General features: G+C 74.0%; 3 protein-coding genes. 1 reads left to right on the top strand and 2 read right to left on the bottom strand.

The genetic code is table 11. The features are described from left to right. Positions 1-152: 152 nt before the first annotated feature. Together ABZ951_RS33685 and ABZ951_RS33690 are read right to left on the bottom strand one after the other, a co-directional pair. Complete coding sequence (locus ABZ951_RS33685) at positions 153-1688, bottom strand: hypothetical protein (RefSeq protein WP_344091498.1); 1536 nt, start codon at positions 1686-1688, stop codon at positions 153-155. Between the two features lie 111 nt (positions 1689-1799). Beyond that, positions 1800-2009, bottom strand: a complete 210-nt coding sequence (locus ABZ951_RS33690; protein WP_344091501.1) for a hypothetical protein — start codon at positions 2007-2009, stop codon at positions 1800-1802. Positions 2010-2177: 168 nt separating this feature from the next. Here ABZ951_RS33690 and ABZ951_RS33695 point away from each other — a divergent pair, with 168 nt between their 5' ends. Beyond that, positions 2178-3152 carry a carbohydrate kinase family protein gene (locus ABZ951_RS33695; RefSeq protein WP_344091503.1) on the top strand — a complete coding sequence of 325 codons (975 nt, stop codon included), beginning with the start codon at positions 2178-2180 and terminating at the stop codon, positions 3150-3152. Positions 3153-3255: the final 103 nt, after the last annotated feature.

Below are 3255 nucleotides of genomic sequence, written 5' to 3' on the forward strand. Positions count from 1 at the left end.
CGGGCTGGTAAGGGCTGAGCTCAGCCCATACCAGCCCGTCCGGCGTTTGAGGACGCGCCCGCAGGGCGCCCGCCGCCGCAGGCGGCTACGGCGACCCGCGGCCGAAGTCCTGCCGGACAGGCCCCGGCGCTCGCCGCCCCGGCGGCAACGGCCTACTTCGCCTGGCGCGCAGCCACCGGCTCACCGGACGTCCCGTCCACGACCTTCCGGTCGTCCAGCGGCTCGTCCAGCGTCACCGTCTCCTCGAACCGCTTCGCGACCGTGATGCAGGGGCGGCCCGGGTGCTTCTCCGTGCTGGTGACCTTGACCGTCACCGCGGACCCGGACTGCTCGGCGGAGGCCGCGAAGCTGTGGCACACCCCGCCCCAGAAGTGCAGAACGAGCTTCTTCCCGTCCTCGCTGTACTGGTCCACCTGGACCGGCTTGGACTTGCCGCCCGACGCGGGCCCGTCCGAGGGGGCCGCAGAGGGAGCCGACGGCTTCGCGAGGAACCGCGGGTCCACCGCCGGGTAGGTCACCGGCACCGTGCCCCCCTTGCCGGCCTTGCCGTCCGAGCCCGGCTGCCCGACCTCGAAGACCCACGACGGCACCAGCGCCTGCCGCCCGCCCACGAACTGCGAGGCCAGCGCGAAGGTCGCGCTCCGCACCACCGAGGGCTCGTCCGACGCCGACTTCCCCGGGCACGGCACCGTCCCGTCCTTGCCGTGCGGCATCGCCGTCGCACAGCCGCCGACGGACACCTCACCGGGGCTCTGCCCCCTGTTCAGCTGCGCCAGCGCCTCGTCCGCGCCGATCAGCGGGTACTCCGCCCCCTTCGGCGGCATCTGCAACTGCCCGCCGCCGCTCACCACCCGCGCGTCCGCGCCGACCTCCAGCCGGGTCTGCCAGCCGTGGGTGGGCGTGCCGTTCACCACCGGATCGGCCTGCACCGCCCGCACCGCCCCGAACAGCGACCGTGCGTCGGTCTTCGCGCCGTCCTGGCCGAGCGCCTTCAGGACGGGCGCGGCCACGCTCCTCGCCTTCTCCTCCGACACCGGCTCCCCCTCGCCCTCACCGGAGCCGTTGCGGTACTGCGGGCAGCCGACCGCCGCCGCGGGGTCGGGACCCTGGCCCTTGCCCAGCCCCTTCTCCGCGCCCGAGGGCTCCACGCACCCCGCGCCGCCCGGCGTCCCGTAGCGCGAGAACGCCCAGTTGCCCGGGCCCTTCCGGCTCACCTGGAGCGTCGGCTCGTTCGCGCCCGGAGCGCCGCCCACCCGCCACACCCCCTGCTCCAGCCGGGGGGAACCCGGCACCGACAGGGCCTTGGCCAGCGAGGCCACCTCCTCCCGGGACACCTCGCCGCGCGGCAGGCGCACGGGGGCCGTCCGCGGCCCGTCCGGGAGCTTCCCGGCGGCGCGGTAGCGCACCCCGTTCGGATCCGGCTCGCCCACCGCGATGCCCTGGGACGAGCCCGGCGCGCGGTGCCCGTCCAGCGCGAGCGGCGGGGGAGAGCCGTCACCGCCCGGCGGCCCGGCCGTCTTCGGCCCCTCGCCGTCCCCCGCCGTGGCGGCCCAGTACGCGCCGCCGCCACCGGCCAGCAGGACGGCCGCCGCCACCGACGCGACCGCGAGCCGCGGGTGCTTCCGCCGCCCCGTGCCGTCCGGGGTGCGATCGGGGGTGCTCTCCGGCGTGCCGCCTTCGGTGCTCACCACATCGCTCCTTCGCTCCGCTCAATGTCTGTACTGCCGTATCCCCCGAGAAGGGGACGGCATTGGGACGGAGCGGAGGAGCGAGTGGTTCCACCGGGCCCGGCGGCCGGCTCAGTCGCCGTACTCGGACATGCTCTCCAGCAGGCGCGCCGACCCCGCCGGGACCGACACCCCCCGGATGCGCGACGGCGGAACGGCCCCCGGGACCTGCGGGGCCCCCGGGGCCCAGTGCGGAGCCATCCGGGCCCCCAGGCCGCGCAGGTCCTCCAGTGACTCCGGCTCTGCTTCGGTGAACGTGACGTCCTTCACAGGGTTCGGCATACCGGCACCGTACGCACGGCGCGCCACGTGAAGAAAGGGCTACTATTTGGTAATTTTGTCCGTTCGGTGGCTGGATCCAGCCCTAGGTGCGGGCCCCCGAACCGATAGCGTGGTGTGGCTCATCCTGTTTTCGTCCTGTCACTCTCGCCCTGCAGGAGCAGACCCGCCGTGCGTATCGCTGTCACCGGCTCCATCGCCACCGATCACCTGATGACCTTCCCCGGCCGTTTCGCCGATCAGCTCGTGGCGGACCAGCTGCACACCGTCTCGCTCTCCTTCCTCGTCGACGACCTCGACGTGCGCCGGGGCGGCGTGGCTCCCAACATCTGCTTCGGCATGGGCGTGCTGGGCCTGCGCCCGATCCTCGTGGGCGCCGCCGGCGCCGACTTCGCGGAGTACCGCGCCTGGCTCGACCGGCACGGCGTCGACACCGCCTCGGTCCGGATCTCCGAGGTCCTGCACACCGCGCGCTTCGTCTGCACCACGGACACCGACCACAACCAGATCGCGTCCTTCTACACCGGCGCGATGAGCGAGGCCCGCCAGATCGAGCTCCAGCCCGTCGCCGACCGCGTCGGCGGCCTCGACCTCGTCCTGATCGGCGCCGACGACCCCGAGGCGATGATCCGCCACACCGAGGAGTGCCGCGCCCGGGGCATCGCCTTCGCCGCCGACCCCTCCCAGCAGCTGGCCCGCATGGACGGCGACGACATCCGCGTCCTCGTCGACGGCGCCGCGTACCTGTTCACCAACGAGTACGAGAAGGCCCTCATCGAGTCCAAGACCGGCTGGTCGGCGGAGGAGATCCTGGCCAAGGTCGGCACCCGCGTCACCACGCTGGGCGCCCGCGGCGTACGCATCGAGCGGGCCGGCGAGCCGGTCCTGGAGATCGGCTGCGCCCAGGAGGAGGCCAAGGTCGACCCCACCGGCGTCGGCGACGCCTTCCGCGCGGGCTTCCTCGCGGGCCTGACCTGGGAGCTGTCCCTGGAGCGCGCGGCCCAGCTGGGCTGCATGCTCGCCACGCTCGTCATCGAGACGCTGGGCACCCAGGAGTACGAGCTGCGCCGCGGCCACTTCATGGAGCGCTTCACCAAGGCGTACGGCGACGAGGCGGCGGCCGAGGTCCGCGCGCACCTGGCCTGAGCCGGCCGCCTGCGGCGCGTCCGTCATTGCCGCCTGCGGCGGCTGCCTCACCTTCGGCGGGAACACCATCCGGACCGAGACGGAGTCCTACCGCCTCGCTCAG

Source organism: Streptomyces sp. NPDC046215, assembly GCF_040646215.1.
In the GTDB taxonomy this organism is placed as follows: Bacteria; Actinomycetota; Actinomycetes; order Streptomycetales; family Streptomycetaceae; genus Streptomyces; species Streptomyces stramineus.